The organism is Ligilactobacillus sp. LYQ60 (genome assembly GCF_045033015.1).
In the GTDB taxonomy this organism is placed as follows: Bacteria; Bacillota; Bacilli; order Lactobacillales; family Lactobacillaceae; genus Ligilactobacillus.
Window position 1 is genome coordinate 37,624 of the sequence record NZ_JBJFZV010000005.1, and the last position, 20,715, is coordinate 58,338.

Sequence of the window (20,715 nt, forward strand, 5' to 3'; positions counted from 1 at the left end):
AATAAGATGACAAAAAACATCGTATGTATTGACTCGGACGGCTGTGCGATGGACACCATGACCCCCAAGCACCAGCAGTGTTTCGGCCCGGATCTGGTGGACGTGTTTGCAATTAAGGACCGAGCGGAATTTCTGAAATACTGGGATCAACTTAACTTGTATTCTCGCACCCGAGGGATTAACCGGTTTAAAGGATTGGCGACGGCGCTCGAGCACATTAATTATCCGCACTTAACGGCATTGAAAAAGTGGGTTGAAACTACTCCAGAATTTTCAGAGCAGTCGTTGGAAGCAGCAATTGCTAAGGAACCGGATGACCAAAATCTCAAGCGGGCATTAACGTGGTCCAGAAGGGTAAACAGTGACATTGCAGCTAAGAGCGCTTCCTTTAAGGCGTTTGCCGCAACGAAGAAGAGCCTTGCTGCGATTAGTAAGGTTGCTCAGGTGGTAATTGTGAGTTCGGCCAATAAGGCGGCGGTACTTGCGGAGTGGAAACGAAACGGACTACTTGCATTTGTCGATACCGTTTTTGGTCAGGAAGATGGTAAAAAGGCAACTTGCTTGGCTCGCTTATCCCGACAGGTGCCTGCGCACCGAATAATGATGGTGGGTGATGCGGTGGGTGATTATCAGGCTAGCCAAAAGGCCGGTACCCTGTTTTTCCCTATTCTTGTTACCAAGGAAAATGAGTCGTGGCAGGTATTGGAAGAGATTGCGTTACCAGCGTTTGTAGCTGGGAAGTACCAACCGCTGCAGGTTGATTACGTAGCACAGTTCAATGCCAATTTTGAAGAATTAGCGGCACGTTAGCAAAAAGGAGGATTACAATGGTTAGTTTAAACGATGACTATTTAACGGCGGCGCAAGCTTTTAATGCAGCAGGAATTCAGGTTCCAACTTACAGTCAACGGCAAATAACGATCGAAGGAACTAAGCACCCTCGGTGGGTGCACTTCGGTGGGGGAAACCTTTTTCGGTGTTTCCATGCGTTGATTGCGCAGGATCTCATTGCACAGGGTGAAATGACCGGCGGGGTCATTGTTGCCGAAACCTACGATGATGAAGTCATTAGTGACATGTACCACAAGTACGGGAACCGGTTTGTGGACGTTATTATGAACAATGACGGAACGTTTGATAAGCAGTTAGTGGCAAGTGTTGCGGAAAGTATCTACTACAACGCTGCAAATAAAGCTGGATGGCAGCGGATGACCGCAATTTTTGAAAATCCGGAACTACAGTTGGCAACGATGTCGATTACCGAAAAGGGATACGCTCTCCATAACATTGACGGTTCGTTAACTGCCATGGCGGCGGCTGACATTAAAAATGGCCCAGAAGCGCCTAAGACGAACATGGGTGCCATTGCCCACCTTTTATATGCGCGCTACCAAGCAGGGGCCTTTCCAATCGCGATGGTTAGCACGGATAACTTTTCGCAAAACGGGAAGACGTTCCAGGACGGTGTAATGACCATTGCTAACGGATGGCAAAAGCAGGGGTTGGTTGATGACGGGTTCATTGCTTACTTAAATAATCCGCAAAAGGTTTCCTTCCCGTGGACGATGATTGACCGGATTACGCCTAACCCTGCGGAAAACGTCGGGGCTAATTTGAAGAAAAACGGGTTTATTGATACGACAATTTTGCACACGACAAAGCATACAAACATTGCGCCGTTTGCTAACACTGAGGAGGTTAAGTACCTTGTGATGGAAGACAGCTTCCCAAACGGTCGGCCGGCTTTTGAGAAGGCGGGCGTTATGATGGTTGACCGGGAAACGGTGAATGATGCCGATCAGATGAAAGTGACGGCGTGCTTAAACCCACTACACACTGCGCTGGCCATTTATGGCTGTCTGTTGGGGTACACCTCAATTTACGACGAAGTGCAGGATGACGATGTGGTTGCACTAATTAAGAATTTGGGGTACGGCGAAGATTTACCGGTTGTTAAGGATCCGAAGGTAATCAACCCGCGGAAGTTTTTAGCCGAGTTCATTGATGAACGGCTTCAAAATAAGAACGTACCAGATATGCCGCAGCGGATTGCAACGGATACTTCCCAGAAAATGAGCGTCCGTTATGGGGTTACGCTCAGCCATTACATTGATGACCCGCAACGAAATCCGGAAACGCTTGAGTTCATCCCATTTGTAATTGCTGGGTGGTGCCGGTACCTGACGAGGATTGGAGATAACGGTAAGCCATTCACCCTTAGCCGTGACCCGTTAATGGATCAGCTTCAGGCTTCCTTAAAGGGGATTGAGTTGGGAGCAACACAACCGGCAATTCACCAAGCGTTACAACCAATCATTTCTAATCAGGAAATTTTCACGTACGATCTTTATGCAATTGGCTTGGGTGACAAGATTGAGCGTGATTTTGAGCAATTAATTGCGGCTCCGGGCGCAGTGCGGCAGACGCTTCATGAAATGGTAACAACGAAGAACTACTCATTCTAGGGGGATATGACGATGAAGAACATGGGATTTCGGTGGTACGGCTCCAAGTCGGACGCCATTAAGTTAAAGGATATTCGGCAAATTCCAGGGACCACGCAGGTTGTTGGGGCGTTATTTGACATTCCAGTTGGAGATGTTTGGCCGGAAAGCGAAATTAAAGCGCTGAAGGATGAAGTGGAAGAAGCAGGGTTAAAGCTTGAGGTAATTGAATCGGTCAATATCCATGACGACATTAAGATTGGGTTACCTACTCGTGATAAATACATTGAAAACTATAAACAGACCATTCGAAATTTGGCAAAGTATGGGATTAAGGTCATCTGTTACAACTTCATGCCAATCTTTGACTGGGTGCGCACAAACCTGCATTACCCGCTTGCTGACGGGTCAACGGATTTGGCATTTGAACACAAGATGGTAGAAGGTTCTCCGGAGGACATTATCAAGTCCGTTGAGGACAATTCTAACGGGTATGTTCTTCCGGGATGGGAGCCTGAGCGGTTAGCGGAAGTTAAACGGCTTTTCAAGTTGTATAAGGATGTGGATGCTGAAAAGCTGACGGCAAACCTGAAGTACTTCTTAGACGAAATTATTCCGGTGTGCGAGGAATGCGATGTGCGGATGGCGATGCACCCGGATGACCCGCCACGGCCGCTGTTCGGCCTTCCCCGGATTTATAAGAACCGGGAAGACATGTTGAAAATTGAACAGCTTCACGAATCTAAGTATAACGGGTTTACGATTTGTACCGGAAGTTTAGCGGAAAATCCTGAAAACGACGTTCCTGCATTGATTCGGGAGTTCGTCGGTAAGGACCGTGCACCTTTTATCCATGCCCGGAATATCAAATTCTTTGGCAATGAAGGCGATTTTCACGAGGCAGCCCACCTTTCAAGTGAAGGAGATCTCGACATGTATGAAGTAATGAAAGCTTTGCATGATGTTCATTTTGATGGCTACATTCGGCCGGATCACGGCCGGGACATTTGGGGTGAACAAGGGCGGCCAGGGTACGGGCTGTATGACCGGGCCCTGGGGATTACCTATCTGAATGGCTTATGGGAAGCAATTGATAAGGAGGAACGGGCATAACCTGTTCGGTTAATTAGGGGGGAGACAAATGGTTTTACTAAATGATGATTTCTTGTTAACAAATGAGCCAGCAAAACGGTTATTTCATGACTACGCGGAAGGGATGCCGATTATTGATTATCATTGTCACCTAGTTCCGAAGGACATTTATGAAAATAAAAACTATCCAAATATTACCCGGATTTGGCTAAACGATGGGTTGTACGGTGACCATTACAAGTGGCGGCTCGAACGGGCGAATGGTGTTCCCGAGGAATTAATTACCGGCGACGGGGATGAATATGAGAAGTTTCTTGCTTGGGTCAAAACGATTGAAAAAGCCATTGGAAGCCCGTTATACGAGTGGACTCACCTGGAATTGCGGCGGTTTTTCCATTATGACAAACCGTTAACGGAAAAGAATGCTCGCGAGGTGTGGGAGAAGGCTAATGCCCTCCTGCAAACGGATGATTTTAAACCCCGGGCATTGATTAAGCGGATGAACGTTAAGGTAGTTGTTACTACCGATGACCCCGCTGATGACTTACATTACCACCAATTACTGCGGCAGGAAGAGGCAACCAACGGGTTTAAGGTTTTACCCGGATTACGGCCAGATAACCTCGTGCGGATAAACGAGGGTGACTTTGGGGCGTATGTTGAGCGGTTAAGTACAGCAGCTGATGTTCGGATTACTGATTACGAATCGCTTGAAGAAGCTTTAGACAAGCGGTTTGCTTATTTTGCCCAGCTTGGAGGAAAATTATCCGATCACGGATTAAACAGTTACACGTATGAGCAAATTACCGAGGAAGAATTTAACTCAATTCTTCAAAAGGCTATTCGGGGCGGTGAACTTAGTGCACACGAGGTAAACGGCTATCAGACGTTATTGATGGAAATGCTGATGAAGCTTAATAGGAAGTACGACTGGACGATGCAGTACCACATGAACGTTTTACGGAACGCCAACGGCCCACAATTCCGGAAATTAGGCCCAGATACCGGATTTGATTCGATGGGGTCCGAACCAGGAATTGCCGGCGAAATCATGAAATTGTTTGCCGACGCCGTAGAGGAGGATTTAATTCCCAAGACAATCCTGTATTCGACTAATCCGAACGACTGGATGGAACTAGCTACTGGGATGCAAAGCTTCCAGGAAGCCGGGATCAAGCAAAAGATGCAACTAGGATGTGCTTGGTGGTTCAACGATACGCGTGAAGGGATGCATGAGCAGCTGCGAATTATGGCCCAACAGAGCTTACTGGGGAACTTTGTTGGAATGCTGACTGATTCCCGGAGTTTCCTTTCATATCCGCGGCACGAATATTTCCGGCGGGTGCTGTGTGACTTAATTGGCGAGTGGGTCGTCCGGGGACAGGTTCCGGAGGACTACGACTACCTTGGTCAAATTATTCAGGACATTTGTTATAACAACGCCCGGGAGTATTTTCAATTTGATAGTAAGGGATAGGTAGGAGTGACTTAGGTTAGGGGGACTTAATGATGGGTGATGAAAAAATTCATGCGAACCGTTACTTAATATGGATTATCTTCGCAGCGGCCTTTGGTGGCTTGTTATTTGGATACGACCAGGGAGTAATGTCCGGAGCAATTAACTTTATCGGACATACTTTTAAGATGACGAGTGGTTTGGAAGGGTTTATTTCAGGGTGCATTCCCTTAGGAGCGGTTGTTGGCTGTCTCATTGCGGGGTGGTGTGCTGATAAACTTGGCCGCAAAATCGTCCTTTTTATCTCAGCATTGCTATTTACGATTTCGACGTTGGGGTGTGGGTTTGCCCCGTCAATCGGAATTTTAGTGACGTCCCGGTTAATCGGTGGTTTAGGGGTTGGAATGTGTTCCACTTTGGTGCCATTGTACATCGCTGAAATTTCGCCGAAAGAAATCCGGGGCCGATTCGTTGGGAGTTATCAGTTAGCCATTGCCACCGGGATTTTCATTGTTTATCTGGTAAATGCATTAATCACCAATACACATTCGGCGGCATGGAACAACGATGTTGGTTGGCGGATGATGTTTTTCGCCGGTGCCATTCCGGGAATTCTGTTCTTTATCATGATGTTCTTTATCCCGGAAAGCCCCCGGTTTTTGGTGAGCCAGGGAAAGGTCGATGCAGCTAAGCAGATCCTGTTAAAGGTTACTGGTAATCAGGAACAGCGGGTGTCGGCTACGCTTGGTGGTATTCAGCATACCGTGAGTGAAGAACGGAACAATAGTGCTGGCTGGGGCGAGCTCTTTAAGAAGGGGGTTCGCTGGGCTTTGTTCGTTGCAATTATGTGCTCGGTATTCCAACAGTTAACTGGAATTAACGCCGTTGGGTATTATGCTCCAATCATTTTTCGGAATGCGGGGGCTGGGATTCACGCGGCAATGATTGAGACAATTGGTATTGGGTTTGTTAAAGTGATCTTTGTGGCCTTCTTTATGGGGTTGATTGATAAACTTGGCCGGAAGCGGCTTCTTGTTTGGGGCGGATATGCCATGGCGGCATGTATGTTTCTCCTGGCATTTGCCTTTGATCAGACAAGTATTAGCCGGTTATTCGATATCTTTATTTTTGCACTAATCATTATTCATACGAGTGCATTTGAAATGTCCTGGGGTGGCGGTACCTGGGTCTTAATTTCTGAAATGTTCCCGAACCGGATTCGGGGGCGGGCTTCATCAATTGCATCAGCAGCGTTGTGGGCCGCAACGTATGCTGTAACGCAGCTATTCCCAATGATGCTTGCCCATCTTGGTGATGTGTGGACGTTTATTATTTTCGGAATTTGCTGTGTTACTATGGGGTTGTTTGTTAAATTCTGTTTCCGTGAAACGGCTGGTAAGTCCCTCGAGCAGATTGAGGCTGATACCGTTCGGGATGAGTAACGAGTAGGTGAAGAAAATGAGTGAAATCTTAACGATGGGCGAACCACTTGCTGTTTTGGCATCAACGGAAAGTGATGTGCGGTTAGAAAACGTGACCCACTTTGATCGCTACCTTGGTGGTGCGGAATTAAACGTTGCGGTTGGTGCCCGGCGGTTAGGGCACAGTGTCTCTTACGTTTCACAAGTGGGAAATGATCCGTTTGGCAACTTTGTCCGGAATCAAATTCAGGCACAGGGAATTGATGATCAGTATCTGTTTGTTGATCCGGATCACTGGACGGGGCATCAAATTAAGGACCACGTAACCCACGGTGACCCAGCGGTGTATAATTATCGGTCTGACTCAGCCGCATCCCATTTTAAATTAAAAAACGTTGACCGGGTGAGTCTCAGAAACGTTACGGTAGGACACTTAACAGGAATTTTTCCGGCAATTTCGATGGCAGCAAACTGCGCATTTACGGCTTTATTAGATCGAATGCAGCGCGAGGGTGTTTTTATTACGTTTGACACTAATCTTCGCCCTGCGTTATGGGCAACCCGGGAAGTGATGCGCTTGCAGGTGAATGCGTTTGCTCGTCAGGCAGATATGGTTCTTCCAGGGGTTACGGAAGGAAGGCTGTTAGTCGGAACTGATGATCCGGAAAAAATTGCTGACTTCTACCTTAAAGGACGGCCGCGAATCGTCATCGTTAAGGTTGGTGCCCGGGGAGCGTTTGTAAAAACGAAGTCCGGGGAAAAGATGATGGTGCCCGGTTTTGCCGTTAAGCACGTTGTTGACACCGTTGGTGCAGGTGATGGGTTTGCATTGGGGGTGATTACGGCATTGCTTGAAGGAAAAACGTTGCGAAGCGCTGTTATGCGGGGAAACGCAATTGGTGCAATGCAGGTGCAGGTTGCTGGTGACGAAGGGGGATATCCGTCCCCGGCAGAGTTAGCGGCCTTTTACCGGGCGGAAGGTGTTCAGGAAGAAGTTTTTGAAGGAGGAGAAGAGAATGAAACGTGTTGACGTGTTAAATCAAGTTGTTCAATCAGGAGTTGTTGCGGTAGTTCGTGGAACTCGGGAACAGGCCTACCAAACGGCAAAGGCATGCATCGCGGGGGACGTTAAGGCAATTGAATTGACATTTACGGTTCCGGAGGCTGATAAAGTAATTGCTCAGTTGAATGAGGAATATGGCGATGACGATGAGGTAATTATTGGTGCTGGAACCGTCATGGACGCAATTACTGCGCGAATTGCGATGATTGCAGGCGCTAAGTTTATCGTTAGCCCGACCTTTGATAAGGAGACGGCGTTGTTGTGTAACAAGTACCAAGTGCCATACATGCCAGGGTGTATGTCCGTTACCGAAATTCAAACGGCCATGGAGTATGGTTCAGACATTGTCAAGGTCTTTCCTGGGAGTGTTGTTGGGAACGGGTTCGTTAGCGCTGTGAAGGCCCCAATTCCGTACGCAAACATTATGCCAACCGGGGGAGTTGCCTTGGAAAACATGAAGGACTGGTACGCAAAGGGTGTTGTTGTTGTCGGGGCTGGAAGTAACCTGGTTGGACCTGCTGATCAAGGTGATTATGCCGCGGTTACCGCTAATGCTAAGAAGTACCGGGCCGAGATTCAGCGGATTAAGGGGACAAAATAACCCTTAGTGATAGTAGAATAAGATATTAATGTAGTAACCGTTTTATTGAAAGTCAGGGTAACGTCCCGGGCTTTTTTTATGGCTATCAGTAGGATGCTTTTCTTAAGTATGGGTGGTAGAATAGGCGACCGTAAGAGAGTTTAGTTTAAAAGGAGGAAAGAGAATTGTTACACCGGTTATTTGCATTAATTGCGGTTTCAATGACCCTGCAAGCGGCACCGGCTGGGGTGGTTCTTATAAACTACGGCCACACGCACTGGTCACCGGTTGACCAGGCACAATTGCGGGAAATCAAAAACCATCACCATCATCGGAAGTAGATGGACGGTTTTATGTTTGATTCCATTGACATGGTTGGTTACTGAACTATGTTGGTGGAATCTTATTGGGTAATAGTATAGAAAAGTGCAATTTTGAAGTTTTAGTGGTTGTGCTACCGGGGATTGTTTTTACGATAGTTACAATATTAATTGCATGATTAACATCGTATTAGTTTGGACTATCGTCATAGCTTTGGCTAAGGTGCATCGCGGGTTTTCCGTGATGTGCTTTTTAAATTGAACCATTTTAAATGACATTTTAGCATGATTTGATAATTATTTCACATATAAAAATAGGCGATTTAGATTTACATTTTGTAAATTCAATCAACATTATTAGTACGCTAAATCACTCGTTAATAAAATTTTGCCGCTGATTGATTTATTTTCCAGAAAACGCTTGCACGTATATATATATATACTGGGGTTGTAGGCATGTAGACGACTTTTGGATCCAGATAAATTTGCAGCCTAAAAGTAATTGATTATGCGGGAGTGATTACTATGAGTATGACTATTTCGGTCATTAAGGAGCAAAAAGAGGGAGAGGCTCGTGTTGCTGCTACCCCCGAGAATGTGAAAAAAATGGTAAACTCTGGGAACACTGTCTTAGTAGAAAAAGATGCTGGTATTGGATCGGGTTTTTCTAACCAGGAGTATGAAGAAGCTGGCGCCAAGATTGTGAGTCATGCAGAGGCATGGAATCAGGGTAATTTGATGATTAAGGCTAAAGAACCAGTTGAAGAAGAGTACAAATACTTCAAGGAAGGAAAAATTGTCTGGGGATTCCAGCATTTAGCGTCAGCTCCACAAACTGTAAAGGCGATGATGGATGCTAAGATGACCGCTATTGGGGCAGAAACCGTTGTGCATAATGGAAAACTTGAATTATTAGCGCCAATCAGTAGGATGACCGGACAACGTTCTGTGATTATGGGGGCGTATTATCTAGAAGCACAACACCAAGGTGAAGGGATTCTTATTACTGGGTTAGACGAAGGCGATATTCATATTCCTGCCGGTCGGGTAGTAATCTTTGGCGGTGGTAATGCGGCTGAAGGCGCCGCTCAAGTTGCCCTTGGATTAGGAGCATCTGTTGTAATTATTGAATTAAATGATGACCGGATTAAGGAACTGCAGAACATGTATGCCGGTAAGGATGTTCGGGTGGTTAAATCAAACGAGGAAAATCTTGCTAGGGAGATTAAAGAAGCAGATATCTTTGTTTCGACTATCCTTATTCCGGGGGCTCGGCCACCAAAGCTGGTAAAGGAATACATGGTTAAATCAATGAAAAAGGGATCGGTGATTGTTGATATGTCGATTGACCAGGGGGGGTCAGTTGAAACCATGCATGCAACGACGATTGATGATCCGGTATACGTAAAATATGGTGTTGTGCATTATGGTGTTCCTAACCAACCGGGTGCTGTTCCCCGGACATCTACCATGGCACTCGCTCAAGGTAATTTGCCATATCTGTTGGAGATTGCGGATAAGGGAATTGATGCAGCAATCCGTGAGGATGGATCACTACGTTCAGGCGTGAATGTATACAAGGGTGATGTAACTAATAAAGGGTTAGCGGATTCATTGAATTTGCCATACACAGAATTATAAAGATCAAATTTGGGGGGATTTGAAATGAGTAATTCTTTGGTTGAAAAAACCGCAAAGTACTGTAATATTAAAGACATCATGGATGCACGGGCACACATTAGTAAGTATGCCCGGCGGACGCCCTTGTTACGCTCGTGGTTTTTGGGCGAAGAGGTAACTGGTGGAGAGGTATACCTTAAGCTTGAAAATATGCAATTAACTGGGTCGTTTAAGTTCCGTGGTGCTAATAATTTTATGCAGCATTTATCATCAGAGCAAGCAAAGCGTGGGGTAATTGCAGCCTCAGCTGGTAATCACGCTCAAGGGATTGCACTTTCTGGCTCAATGTTGGGAATTGAAACGTATATTGTAATGCCGGAAGAGGCGCCGCAATTAAAGCGGGACGCTACAGCAGGATACGGTGGACACGTTGATATTCATGGTGCAACCTTTGATGATGCGCATGAGTGGATGTTTGAACGTGCAAAAAAGGAAGGACTAACCGTTGCCGATCCCTTTAACGACCGCCTTGTAATCGCTGGTCAGGGAACGATTGGATTAGAAATCTTAGATGATCTGTGGGATGTCGATACAGTGATTGTTCCTGTTGGTGGTGGCGGATTAATGTCGGGGATTGCAACTGCTATAAAATCGTTTAATCCGGATGTTCACGTGGTAGGAGTTCAGTCGGAGAATGTTCACGGAATGGCCCGTTCGATTGACAAAGGTAGTCGGACATATCATCATGATGACTTTACCATCGCTGATGGAACGGATGTTGCAATGCCAGGTACAATAACATTCCCAATTTGTCAGAATCTAGTTGATGAAATGGTAATCGTCAGTGAAGAGGAAATTGCGCGTGCAATGAAAGATTTGTTAGTGCGGACAAAAATCCTTGCAGAAGGTGCTGGGGCATTGCCAACTGCTGCGCTCGAAGCGCATAAAATTGATGATAAATTCATCAAAGGAAAGAAGGTTGTTGGTTTGGTTTCAGGAGGAAACGTTGACCTTGAACGTGAAGAACAGGTTATTGATTTCTTCTCGAACCCAAATAGTAAAGTTAAGTTTTAAACAACTTGTCTATTGGAAATGTACGGGATGAAGGAGTACTAATTAATCGGTTAGTACTCCTTTTTAAGAAGGAAGGTTAATAATGATGGCTGGTAAGACACAAAGTGGGATGAAAAAGTCAATTGGTAGTGTAGCAGCGCTTGCAACCGTTGCTGGTACTGTAATTGGTTCGGGAGTTTTTTTTAAGGCGGGTGCTGTTACAGAATATACAGGTTCATCAAGTTTAGCGATGTTTGTGTGGCTTCTCGCGGGGTTCATTACTATTTGTGCTGGATTGACGTGTGCAGAGTTAGCGGCGGCATTTCCTGAAACGGGCGGATTGACGCGTTATATTGAACACTCATATGGGAGCTTTTGGGGTTTCTTAGCTGGCTGGGCACAAGCGATTATTTACTTTCCGGCGAACGTAGCGGCGTTAGCGATTGTTTTTGGGACGCAGTGCGTCAACTTATTGGGAATATCGGCGGTTTACATTATTCCAATCGCATTTATTACGGCTGCTTCAGTTTTTCTTCTTAACTTTGTTAGCGCCAAAGTTGGTGGAACAATTCAAACCATAACGTTAATTATTAAACTTATTCCGCTGATATTAATTATTGTATTTGGATTTATGCACAGTGGGCATACGGGGTTTTCGTTGTTTCCAATTGTTCCCGGTGCTCATAAGGGGTTAGCAACTGCGATTGCAAATGGGTTACTTGCAACGATGTTTGCGTATGACGGGTGGATTCATGTTGGTAACATTGCTGGCGAAATGAAGAATCCTGGCAAGGATCTTCCACGAGCTATCGCTGGTGGCCTTGGCATTGTCATGGCTGCATATTTGTTAATTAATGCTGTCTTTCTTTTTGTTCTCCCGATTAGTGTAGTGATGGGAAACCTTAATGTGTCTGCAGCGGCAGCGACTAAGATTTTTGGTGGAATGGGTGGCAAGGTTGTCACAATTGGCATTTTAATTTCGGTTTACGGAACGTTGAATGGCTATACGATGACCGGGATGCGTATTCCATATATTATGGGAAAGGAAAAGAAACTACCATTTGCTGACTTTTTTGCTAAGTTAAATACTGCCGGAGTACCTTGGGCATCGGGTGTAGTGCAATACGTGATTGCAGGGATTATGATTTTATCGGGTTCATTTGACGCCGTCACTAATATGTTGATTTTTGTCATTTGGTTTTTCTACGTAATGGCATTTATTGGTGTGATTAAACTACGGCGAACGATGCCTAATTTAAAACGACCGTATAAGGTTCCTGGGTATCCGGTTATTCCAATAATTGCAATTTTAGGTGGATTATTCATTCTTGTAATGACCTTATTTACCCAGATGGTAACTACCCTGATAGGAATTGTAGCAACTTTAATCGGAATACCGTTTTATTTATATCTAAAGAATAAATATTCTTTTTAGGTTAACTTTAAGGGTGTTGTTTATTATGTGGAGGTTGGTCTATGAAGCGCAATAAGATAAGAAAAATAATTTTTTTAGCAATTTTCACAGCACTAAACGTTGCAATAAGTCGAATAATTCTTATCCCTGTGCCTTTTACGCATGGATATATTAATTTATGCGATGCGGGGATAATGTTAATTGCTGCTCTTGTTGGACCGGAAGCGGGGTTATTAGTCGGAGGTTGTTCGGGATTTTTGCTCGATCTGATATCAGGGTACGGTCAGTTTATGTTGTTTTCATTAGTAGTCCACGGATTAGAAGGATATCTCGTTGGAAAATTATATAATAAGCAACATTATTGGTGCTTATTATTGGCTAACCTTAGCGGAGCGGTGATTATGGTATTGGGATATTTCATCGCTGATATCGTTTTATACGGAATAACAGCAGGGGTCCTCGGGATTTTTACTAACGTTGTGCAGGGAATTGCCGGTTCAATTATTGCTGTGGTATTAGTTCGTGTCTTAAAGGACGTTAAGTTTAGGAGACGGCCAGAATCATGAGTTTGTTTTGTAAATTCTGCTCGTTCGCTCCCCCAACATGTGGTAGAATGGGAAGGCACAAACCACAATAGAAAGGATGCTTCAGTCATTTTGATTACGTTATCAGGGATTATTGGTTCGGGGAAGACAAGCCTAACCAAGTTATTATCCGCGGAGTTAGGATCAACGGCTTTTTACGAGCCGGTCGAAGATAATCCGGTACTTCCGTTATTTTATAAGGGAAATGAAATTGCTGCGAAGAAACGGGCAGCAGGTGACAAGGAAGCGACTAATCCGTATGCTTACTTACTTCAGACGTTCTTTCTTAACCGGCGCTTTAAGATGATTAAGCAGGCGATGCGGGAGGATAATAATATTCTCGACCGGTCGATTTATGAGGATGAAATCTTCATGAAAATGAACACTGAGATGGGGAACGCTACGAAAGTTGAATACGATATTTATAAGAGCCTTCTTAATAACATGATGGAGGAACTCCCGATGGCGGCACATAAAAAATCCCCGGATTTGATGGTTAACATCAAGGTTTCATATGAGACGATGATGACCCGGATCCGGAAGCGTGGCCGGGATTACGAACAGATTGAGCAGGATCCGTCGCTAGTTGATTATTACCACCGTCTTCTTCGTCAGTATGATGAGTGGCGGAAGACGTATGATGCTTCCCCGTTATTGATTATTGATGGTGACCGGTACGACTTCATGGCTAGTTCACAAGATCGGGTAACTGTTTTGGAAGCCATTGAGCAAAAACTAGTTGACCTTGGGAATCTCGATGAAGCAACGATGGTAAATCTCCGGAAGAAGCACCAGCAGACTTTGTAGTAATAGTTTATTATTCGTCCTCAGCGCTAATTAAGGGGTGCTGGGGACGTTTTATTTGGGTGGAGGATTAATAATGTTTTTCTTGCGAAATTATTGCAGTCCAGTATAATAAACTTACTATAATTAGGAGGAGAATTATGATGGGCGAAAGAGAACGACAAGTACGTCGAACTATGAGTAAGGCTGGCTGGGGCGCAATTGTTTACATTTTTGCGTTGAACATCGGGGTGTTCCTTATCACGACAATAATAATGCTGCTTCGCGGGCAAGCTTTTTCGATGCGGGCGGTATTGTCTGCGGTACTCAGCAACGGTTGGGCGTACATGATTGCTGTGGGAGTGGGGGTTGGAATTTTGATTTTGGGATCGAATCATCAACTCCGCCACCAGTACCTTCATGCACACGAAACGCAAATGACGTTGCGGGCAGGGGTGGTGATCATTGCAGCCAGCATTGCGATTCAATTAATTATTGGAATCTATGGAGTGGGAATTGAAGCCATATTGAACCAGCTAGGCTTATCTGCAATGGATCAGATAAAAGAGGCTAGCCAGCTGGGAATGCGGTCGGTAAGTATGCTGCTGTATGCGGGATTGTGTGCCCCGGTTTGCGAGGAACTTGTTTTCCGTGGATTTGTGATGCGGCGGCTCCAACCGCTTGGAGCAAAGCTAGCAATCGTAGTATCAGCCGTATTGTTTGCGTGCGCTCATGGGAATATTATTCAAACCCCGTTTGCGTTTTTAATGGGACTGCTGTTGGGTTACATTGCCTTTCGTTACGGAATTAAGTGGTCAATTGCGGCCCATATTTTCAACAACTTGGGGCTAAGTATTGGTTTACAGCTAATTGAGCGGTTGCACATTCCGTTCTTTATGGTGGCTTTTACGTTATTGAGCGGTATAGCGCTAATTTGGATAATTGTTCGTTACGGCCGGCGGGCAATCTCCTGGTGGCGAGGGGAGCGGATTCAGCGTGGTAACTTACTGGCTGCTTTAAGTCGACTGCCCGTGATTATAATGTATGCTTACGCCCTTGCGACGATTATCGGAGGAATTCAGGTAAAGTAATCGATTTTTTTGAATTTATTGGGGGAAATCGCCGACCATCCCTTGAAGTATCATTGTGAAAACGTTATCCTAAAAGTAGGTAAAAGAAAGATGGTGAGTCGTGATGGAAGAACAAACGTATGACCGGATTTTGGTTTGTATTGATGGTTCGGACAACTCCTTTGTTGCCCTCAACACAGCGATTGAGACGGTAAAACGGACAGGGGCCGTCCTGGACGTTTTGCGGGTGTTGGACTTGAATGCCTTGGAATACGGCGGGGCAGGGATTGCCCTTGACGGGGAAAAGGTATACGAGATTGAGCACCGCAACGAGGACTTCATGACAAAACTTAAACGGATTATTGTGGAGAAGCGGGGCCTTGATGCCGATAAAGTTCATGTTCATTTGCGGTTTGGGAATCCTAAGAACGTTATTGTGAAGGATTTTCAACCAGAATACCAAAATGACCTGATTATTGTTGGAACGAGTGGGAAGACGCTTATTCAGCGGATTGTTGTTGGATCGGTGGCTTCGTACGTGGTGCGAGCAGCGCGGTGCGATGTGTTGATGGCGCGGACAACCAATGCTGATTACCAGCAGGTTCGCCAGCAGGTTGATGAGTTAGAGGATGACTTGGACATTGAGCACAAGCGGCGGTAAACGTAAAAGCAGATATTGATGGAGGAGCTACAATCTAGGTTGTGGCTCCTTTAATTTATGTAATTAAATTAGTAAGACTTAAAAGGAAGATGTGCTAATTATCACAAATTATGGTTAAATCATCTTTTTATGCTATGAAAATCCCTATAATTGTGTATTTTTGTTGAAAATAGAAATGAAGAAAATTCACAAAATTTACGAACACGAAGAAGCACGCTATAATTAGGATGTAAACGGTTACTCAATAAAAGGAGTTTCACATAGACGAGGAGGCAGTCAGATGGCAAAACTTGATTTTGATAAACTCAACGTTTCCCCAGAGATTAAGACCTACCAGGTGTTAGACAAAGAGGGAAAAGTAGTTAATCCAGATTTAATGCCCGACTTAACTGACGAGCAGTTGGTTGAATTATATAAGCAAATGTTGTGGTCGCGAATTTTAAATGACCGTTCCACTAAACTTAACCGGCAAGGACGATTAGGCTTCTTTGCGCCGACTTCAGGAGAAGAAGCTAGTCAAATGGGATCGAACTTTGCGATGGAAAAGGAAGATTTCTTGCTCCCGGCATACCGGGATGTACCGCAGTTAATTCATCACGGTCTACCGCTTGAGAAGGCCTTTTTGTGGTCGCGGGGGCACGTTGTTGGAAATGAGTATCCGGAAGGCCTTAACGCAATGCCGCCGCAAATTATCATTGGAGCCCAATACGTCCAGACGGCCGGGGTTGCTTTGGGAATTAAGAAGAATGGGAAGGCAAACGTTGCTTACACCTACACCGGTGATGGTGGGACCTCACAAGGGGACTACTACGAAGGAATGAACTTTGCGGGAGCATTTAAGGCGCCAGCAGTTTTCATTGTTCAAAATAACGGGTACGCAATTTCCGTTCCGCGGAAGAAACAGACAGCTGCGAAGACATTAGCGCAGAAGGCCGTTGCTGTCGGAATTCCTGGTGTTCAGGTTGACGGAATGGATGCCCTGGCTGTTTACGCCGTGACAAAGGCTGCCCGGGATTGGTCAGCAGCTGGGAACGGGCCGGTATTGATTGAAACGTTAACGTACCGGTATGGACCGCATACGTTATCTGGAGATGACCCGAAGCGGTACCGCTCAAAGTCTGAAGAGGATGAGTGGCATAAGAAGGATCCGGTTATTCGGATGCGGAAGTTCCTTGAAAGCAAGAAACTATGGGATGATAAGCAGGAGGCCGCTTGGAGTGACGCGGTCAACCAACAGATTGATGCTGCGATGGAAAAGGTTGAAGCTACTCCGGCGCAGAAGATCAGCGAATTCTTTGAGAATGAATACAATGATGTTCCTGCTAGCGTTCAGGCAGAAGCGGACAAATTCAAAGCAAAGGAGGCCAAGTAACAATGACGAAGACAACGATGATTAAGGCGATTACTCAGGCGCTTGACCAGGAAATGGCGCGGGATGATAAGATTTTAGTTTTCGGTGAAGACGTTGGGAAAAACGGCGGTGTGTTCCGGGCCACTGAAGGGTTACAGGCAACGCATGGTGAGGAGCGTGTTTTTGATACACCGTTAGCCGAATCAGGAATTGGCGGTTTGGCCTGTGGCTTGGCTCTTCAAGGATTCCGGCCAGTTCCAGAGATCCAGTTCTTTGGGTTTGTTTATGAAACAATGGACGAAATCGCTGGTCAAATTTCCCGGGAACAGTTCCGGATGGGGGGAACGCGGAAGATGCCAATTACCATCCGGTCACCGTTTGGTGGAGGGGTGCACACACCAGAACTGCACTCCGACAGTTTGGAAGGATTAGTTGCTCAGTGTCCGGGATTACGGGTGGTTATTCCAAGTGATCCATACGATGCGAAGGGATTGTTAATTTCTTCCGTACGGTCGGATGATCCGGTTGTTTTCTTGGAACACATGAAGTTGTACCGGTCATTCAAACAGGATGTTCCGGACGAAGAGTACACTGTTCCGCTGGACAAGGCAGCCGTTAAGCGCGAAGGAACGGACGTTTCCATTATCGCGTACGGTGCAATGGTGCGGGAAGCCTTAAAAGCAGCTGACCAGCTTGCGAAGGACGGGATTAACGCCGAAGTTGTAGACCTGCGGACGGTTGCACCATTGGATGAAGAAACAATCCTTGCATCAGTTAAGAAAACAGGCCGGGCTGTATTAGTTCAGGAAGCTCAGCGACGTGCAGGAATTAGTAATCAGGTCGCTGGGTTAATTGCTGAAAAGGGAATTCTGTCATTATCAGCCCCGATTGCTCAGGTTACGGCGCCAGATACTCCGTACCCGTTCGGTGAAGCAGAGGGTGCGTGGATTCCAAATACCCGGGATATTGTTGCCCAGGTTAAAGAAACGGTGAATTTCTAGAACTGAGGAGGAACGATATGAGTAAGTATGAATTTAAGCTCCCTGATATTGGGGAGGGAATCGCCGAAGGAACAATCGGCGAGTGGCATGTTCAGCCAGGCGACAAGGTCGAAGAAGATGGTGACCTAGTTCAAATCGAAAACGATAAATCTGTTGAGGAAATTCCGTCACCAGTGAGTGGGATTATTAGTAAGATTTTGGTTCCTGAAGGAGATACTGCCAGTGTTGGTGACCCGTTGGTTGAAATTGAAATTGATGGGGATGTTCCAGAAGATGCCGCTCCAGAAGAAGACGATGCGTCATCCGCGGCACCGGCCGTAGAAGAGTCAGCATCGTCCGCACCTGCGGCACCGGCTGCCGAACAACCAGCAGTGAAGCCGGCGGCATTTGTAGCCCAGGACCACAGTTTACCGGTTTTGGCAATGCCCGCTGTTCGGGCCTTTGCACGCGAGCATGACGTTGATATTGCCCAGATTAAGGGAACCGGAAATCATGGTCAGGTTCTAAAGAGCGACGTGGAAAACTTCTTGCAGAATGGTGGGGTTCCACAACCGGGAGCTGCTAAAGCTGCTGAAAGTGCTCCGGTAGCTACAGTTTCGGCATCACCTGCACCACAGCCGATTGCAACTGATGCTGACTGGCCTGATCACCGGGAAAAGATGTCCGGTGTTCGGAAAGCAACCGCTAAGACAATGGCAGCCAGCTGGTCCCAGATTCCACATTTCCACTTGTACGATGATGTAGTGGTTGATAAACTGTGGGATCACCGGAAGAAATACAAGGAGATGGCCGCTGACCGAGGAATTCACCTGACATTTATGGCCTACATTACGAAGGCGTTGGCAATTGTAATGAAGGAATTCCCGGTATTAAATGCGTCCCTTGATCTGACAACTAACGAAATTGTTTATCACGACTACGTTAACGTTGGAATCGCAACGGATACTGACAAGGGGTTATTCGTACCAAACGTTAAGGATGCGGATAAGAAGAGTTTGTTTGCCCTTGCACGGGACATTGCCGATAATGCCACGAAGGCCCGGGATGGCAAACTGACGTCAGGTGACATGGCCCACACAGGAATGTCAATTACAAATATTGGCTCTCTTGGTGGTGGCTTCTTCTCACCACTGATTGCACCGCCGAACGTTGCAATCCTTGGGATGGGAAAGATTGTTAAGGAACCGGTTGTAGTGGATGATCAGATCCAAATTGCCCGGGTACTGAAACTCTCGATGGCCTTTGATCACCGGATTATTGATGGTGGAACGGGTCAACGAGCAATGAACCGGCTGAAGGAGTTACTGAGTGACCCGGCACTGCTGTTAATGGAGGGATAGATAATGGTTGTTGGTGATTTTGCAATTGACTTAGATACAGTTGTTATCGGAGCGGGCCCCGGCGGCTATGTCGCTGCTATTCGGGCCGCCGAAATGGGCCAAAAAGTCACGGTTATTGAACGTGAATTTTTAGGTGGTGTTTGCTTAAACGTTGGGTGTATTCCATCTAAGGCACTTATTGAAGCTGCTCACCGTTATCAAAGTGCCATGCACTCACAGGATATGGGATTACGGGTGACGGCTGCTGAATTGGATTTTTCAAAAACCCAAGAATGGAAGCAGTCTGTGGTTGATAAAATGACCGGTGGTGTTGGAATGCTTTTTAAGAAGCACAACATCGACGTAATTTGGGGCAATGCTTACTTGAAAGATAACCACAGTCTCCGGGTAATTACGGATGACAAGGCGCAAACGTACACGTTTAATAACTTGATTATCGCAACCGGAAGTCATCCAATTGAAATTCCGCACTTTAAGTTTGAGGGACGGGTTATTGATTCAACTGGCGCCCTGAGTCTTCCAGAAGTGCCGAAGGAATTGGTTGTTGTTGGTGGGGGTTACATTGGAAGTGAACTAGCCTCCGCATACGCTAACTTAGGGGCTCACGTAACGATTCTTGAGGGTTCGGATAGTATTCTTGCAAACTATGAAAAGGACCTTGTTAAGGTGGTTGAGCACCATTTCAGCAAGCAGGGAGTTGACATTTATACGAACGCTCTGGCAAAAGATGCTGATCAAGATGACGCCAGCGTTACCGTGACAGCCGAAATCGACGGTGAGGAACGGGAATTGAAGGCGGACTACTGCATTGTATGTGTTGGGCGGAAGCCAAATACGGCTGATATGGGAATTGAACAGGTTGGTATTCAGTTAGATGACCGGGGCCTAATCCCTGTTGATAACCAGGGGCGGACAACGATTCCAAACATTTATGCGATTGGGGACGTTGTTAAGGGCTTTGCGCTTGCTCACAAAGCTAGCTATGAAGGCAAAGTTGCGGCTGAAGCAATCGCCGGGAAGAAAACGACGGTTGATTATCATGCAATGCCGGCGGTTTGTTACACGGATACGTCGATTGCAACCACTGGATTGACGGCCGATCAGGCCCGGGAACAGGGCTTAGACGTTAAGCAAGCGAAGTTCCCGTTAGCTGCCAATGGTCGGGCAGTTGCAATGGACGCTCAAAATGGGTTCATGCGGCTTGTTTACATCAAGGGAAGCGGCATAATTGTCGGTGCCCAAATGGTTGGGGTTCATGTCAGTGAAATCATTAGTGAAATGACACTGGCGATTGAGTCTGGGGCCACGGTGGATGACATTGCCCTGACGATTCACCCACATCCAAGTGTTAGCGAATCCGTGCAGGATGCAGCGGACGTAGCAACGGGTTACCCGACAAATATTTAAGAAGGTGCGAACCATAAAAAAACCTGATTAAGGGCGCACCGCACCGAAGCATTAG

19 protein-coding genes are annotated in these 20,715 nt (G+C 46.1%); all 19 read left to right on the plus strand.

The window, feature by feature from the left end; genetic code table 11:
• The first annotated feature begins 6 nt into the window (after positions 1–6).
• The 19 genes from ACI3EZ_RS05610 to lpdA all read left to right on the plus strand — a co-directional run bounded on the left by ACI3EZ_RS05610 (position 7) and on the right by lpdA (position 20,660).
• Positions 7–810 (plus strand): HAD family hydrolase, encoded by an 804-nt coding sequence (locus tag ACI3EZ_RS05610; RefSeq protein WP_405025792.1) that lies wholly within the window; start codon positions 7–9, stop codon positions 808–810.
• Between the two features lie 17 nt (positions 811–827).
• Entirely contained in the window at positions 828–2,465 is a 1,638-nt protein-coding gene (locus ACI3EZ_RS05615) for a mannitol dehydrogenase family protein (protein ID WP_405025793.1), read from the plus strand.
• Positions 2,466–2,471: 6 nt separating this feature from the next.
• On the plus strand, positions 2,472–3,557 hold the full coding sequence (gene uxuA, locus ACI3EZ_RS05620; protein WP_405025794.1) for a mannonate dehydratase: 1,086 nt from the start codon (positions 2,472–2,474) through the stop codon (positions 3,555–3,557).
• Positions 3,558–3,585: 28 nt separating this feature from the next.
• A complete protein-coding gene (gene uxaC / locus ACI3EZ_RS05625; RefSeq protein WP_405025795.1) occupies positions 3,586–5,013 on the plus strand; it encodes a glucuronate isomerase in 1,428 nt (475 codons plus the stop codon).
• Positions 5,014–5,045: 32 nt separating this feature from the next.
• The gene (locus tag ACI3EZ_RS05630; protein WP_405025796.1) at positions 5,046–6,434 is read left to right on the plus strand and encodes a sugar porter family MFS transporter; all 1,389 of its coding nucleotides are present in this window, start codon (positions 5,046–5,048) and stop codon (positions 6,432–6,434) included.
• A gap of 16 nt (positions 6,435–6,450) precedes the next feature.
• Positions 6,451–7,443, plus strand: coding sequence for a sugar kinase (locus tag ACI3EZ_RS05635; RefSeq protein ID WP_405025797.1), 993 nt, complete (start codon positions 6,451–6,453; stop codon positions 7,441–7,443).
• On the plus strand, positions 7,430–8,077 hold the full coding sequence (locus ACI3EZ_RS05640) for a bifunctional 2-keto-4-hydroxyglutarate aldolase/2-keto-3-deoxy-6-phosphogluconate aldolase (protein ID WP_405025798.1): 648 nt from the start codon (positions 7,430–7,432) through the stop codon (positions 8,075–8,077). The genes ACI3EZ_RS05635 and ACI3EZ_RS05640 overlap by 14 nt, the downstream gene beginning before the upstream one ends.
• A 164-nt stretch (positions 8,078–8,241) precedes the next feature.
• A complete protein-coding gene (locus ACI3EZ_RS05645) occupies positions 8,242–8,397 on the plus strand; it encodes a hypothetical protein (protein ID WP_405025799.1) in 156 nt (51 codons plus the stop codon).
• 510 nt (positions 8,398–8,907) lie between these two features.
• Positions 8,908–10,017 carry an alanine dehydrogenase gene (locus tag ACI3EZ_RS05650; RefSeq protein ID WP_405024753.1) on the plus strand — a complete coding sequence of 370 codons (1,110 nt, stop codon included), beginning with the start codon at positions 8,908–8,910 and terminating at the stop codon, positions 10,015–10,017.
• 24 nt (positions 10,018–10,041) lie between these two features.
• Positions 10,042–11,070 (plus strand): bifunctional threonine ammonia-lyase/L-serine ammonia-lyase TdcB, encoded by a 1,029-nt coding sequence (gene tdcB, locus ACI3EZ_RS05655; RefSeq protein ID WP_405024678.1) that lies wholly within the window; start codon positions 10,042–10,044, stop codon positions 11,068–11,070.
• Positions 11,071–11,155: 85 nt separating this feature from the next.
• On the plus strand, positions 11,156–12,484 hold the full coding sequence (locus ACI3EZ_RS05660; protein WP_405025832.1) for an APC family permease: 1,329 nt from the start codon (positions 11,156–11,158) through the stop codon (positions 12,482–12,484).
• Between the two features lie 41 nt (positions 12,485–12,525).
• The gene (locus tag ACI3EZ_RS05665) at positions 12,526–13,029 is read left to right on the plus strand and encodes an ECF transporter S component (protein ID WP_405024677.1); all 504 of its coding nucleotides are present in this window, start codon (positions 12,526–12,528) and stop codon (positions 13,027–13,029) included.
• A gap of 90 nt (positions 13,030–13,119) precedes the next feature.
• Entirely contained in the window at positions 13,120–13,854 is a 735-nt protein-coding gene (locus ACI3EZ_RS05670) for a deoxynucleoside kinase (RefSeq protein ID WP_405024676.1), read from the plus strand.
• Between the two features lie 137 nt (positions 13,855–13,991).
• Positions 13,992–14,921 (plus strand): CPBP family intramembrane glutamic endopeptidase, encoded by a 930-nt coding sequence (locus tag ACI3EZ_RS05675; protein WP_405025800.1) that lies wholly within the window; start codon positions 13,992–13,994, stop codon positions 14,919–14,921.
• A gap of 103 nt (positions 14,922–15,024) precedes the next feature.
• On the plus strand, positions 15,025–15,561 hold the full coding sequence (locus tag ACI3EZ_RS05680; RefSeq protein ID WP_405024674.1) for a universal stress protein: 537 nt from the start codon (positions 15,025–15,027) through the stop codon (positions 15,559–15,561).
• Positions 15,562–15,841: 280 nt separating this feature from the next.
• A complete protein-coding gene (gene pdhA, locus ACI3EZ_RS05685) occupies positions 15,842–16,933 on the plus strand; it encodes a pyruvate dehydrogenase (acetyl-transferring) E1 component subunit alpha (protein ID WP_405025801.1) in 1,092 nt (363 codons plus the stop codon).
• 2 nt (positions 16,934–16,935) lie between these two features.
• Positions 16,936–17,913 carry an alpha-ketoacid dehydrogenase subunit beta gene (locus ACI3EZ_RS05690; protein WP_405024672.1) on the plus strand — a complete coding sequence of 326 codons (978 nt, stop codon included), beginning with the start codon at positions 16,936–16,938 and terminating at the stop codon, positions 17,911–17,913.
• A 17-nt stretch (positions 17,914–17,930) separates the two neighbouring features.
• The gene (locus tag ACI3EZ_RS05695; RefSeq protein WP_405024671.1) at positions 17,931–19,253 is read left to right on the plus strand and encodes a dihydrolipoamide acetyltransferase family protein; all 1,323 of its coding nucleotides are present in this window, start codon (positions 17,931–17,933) and stop codon (positions 19,251–19,253) included.
• Positions 19,254–19,256: 3 nt separating this feature from the next.
• Positions 19,257–20,660: a dihydrolipoyl dehydrogenase gene (gene lpdA / locus ACI3EZ_RS05700; protein WP_405024670.1), complete on the plus strand. Its 1,404-nt coding sequence runs from the start codon at positions 19,257–19,259 to the stop codon at positions 20,658–20,660.
• Positions 20,661–20,715: the final 55 nt, after the last annotated feature.

Coding starts and splice junctions, on each gene's coding strand:
- ACI3EZ_RS05610 (WP_405025792.1), top strand. CDS start 7: ATGACAAAAAACATCGTATGTATTGACTCGGACGGCTGTGCGATGGAC.
- ACI3EZ_RS05615 (WP_405025793.1), top strand. CDS start 828: ATGGTTAGTTTAAACGATGACTATTTAACGGCGGCGCAAGCTTTTAAT.
- uxuA (WP_405025794.1), top strand. CDS start 2,472: ATGACGATGAAGAACATGGGATTTCGGTGGTACGGCTCCAAGTCGGAC.
- uxaC (WP_405025795.1), top strand. CDS start 3,586: ATGGTTTTACTAAATGATGATTTCTTGTTAACAAATGAGCCAGCAAAA.
- ACI3EZ_RS05630 (WP_405025796.1), top strand. CDS start 5,046: ATGGGTGATGAAAAAATTCATGCGAACCGTTACTTAATATGGATTATC.
- ACI3EZ_RS05635 (WP_405025797.1), top strand. CDS start 6,451: ATGAGTGAAATCTTAACGATGGGCGAACCACTTGCTGTTTTGGCATCA.
- ACI3EZ_RS05640 (WP_405025798.1), top strand. CDS start 7,430: ATGAAACGTGTTGACGTGTTAAATCAAGTTGTTCAATCAGGAGTTGTT.
- ACI3EZ_RS05650 (WP_405024753.1), top strand. CDS start 8,908: ATGACTATTTCGGTCATTAAGGAGCAAAAAGAGGGAGAGGCTCGTGTT.
- tdcB (WP_405024678.1), top strand. CDS start 10,042: ATGAGTAATTCTTTGGTTGAAAAAACCGCAAAGTACTGTAATATTAAA.
- ACI3EZ_RS05660 (WP_405025832.1), top strand. CDS start 11,156: ATGGCTGGTAAGACACAAAGTGGGATGAAAAAGTCAATTGGTAGTGTA.
- ACI3EZ_RS05665 (WP_405024677.1), top strand. CDS start 12,526: ATGAAGCGCAATAAGATAAGAAAAATAATTTTTTTAGCAATTTTCACA.
- ACI3EZ_RS05675 (WP_405025800.1), top strand. CDS start 13,992: ATGATGGGCGAAAGAGAACGACAAGTACGTCGAACTATGAGTAAGGCT.
- ACI3EZ_RS05680 (WP_405024674.1), top strand. CDS start 15,025: ATGGAAGAACAAACGTATGACCGGATTTTGGTTTGTATTGATGGTTCG.
- pdhA (WP_405025801.1), top strand. CDS start 15,842: ATGGCAAAACTTGATTTTGATAAACTCAACGTTTCCCCAGAGATTAAG.
- ACI3EZ_RS05690 (WP_405024672.1), top strand. CDS start 16,936: ATGACGAAGACAACGATGATTAAGGCGATTACTCAGGCGCTTGACCAG.
- ACI3EZ_RS05695 (WP_405024671.1), top strand. CDS start 17,931: ATGAGTAAGTATGAATTTAAGCTCCCTGATATTGGGGAGGGAATCGCC.
- lpdA (WP_405024670.1), top strand. CDS start 19,257: ATGGTTGTTGGTGATTTTGCAATTGACTTAGATACAGTTGTTATCGGA.